Raw genomic sequence first — 261 nt, 5'->3', positions numbered from 1 at the left:
TCGCGCGACCGTCCAGCGCATCCACTCACGGCTCGATCCGGTGACGCTCGACGAGCACCCCGGCTCGGAGAACCTGTCGCTCAACGACATCGCCCGCGTCACGCTGCGCCCCAGCGCGGTCGTGGTGGCCGACGACTACCGCGACAACCGTGACTCCGGAGCGTGCATCCTGCTCGACGAGCACACCACCGACCCCGTTGCCGCCGGCATCATCGAGGGTGCGCGAGCAGTCCTCGACCGCTCGGACACCCCGTCCTGGAT

The 261-nt window shown here is 69.7% G+C and carries 1 protein-coding gene; it reads left to right on the top strand.

Annotated elements, in window-relative coordinates; translation table 11 throughout:
- The coding region (locus tag AC0IX4_RS23120; RefSeq protein WP_471831420.1) for an elongation factor 1-alpha C-terminal domain-related protein at positions 1–261 on the top strand (261 nt) is incomplete at both ends.

Source organism: Rhodococcus sp. AC861 (assembly GCF_979256035.1).
This window is presented reverse-complemented; position numbering and strand designations above follow the sequence as displayed.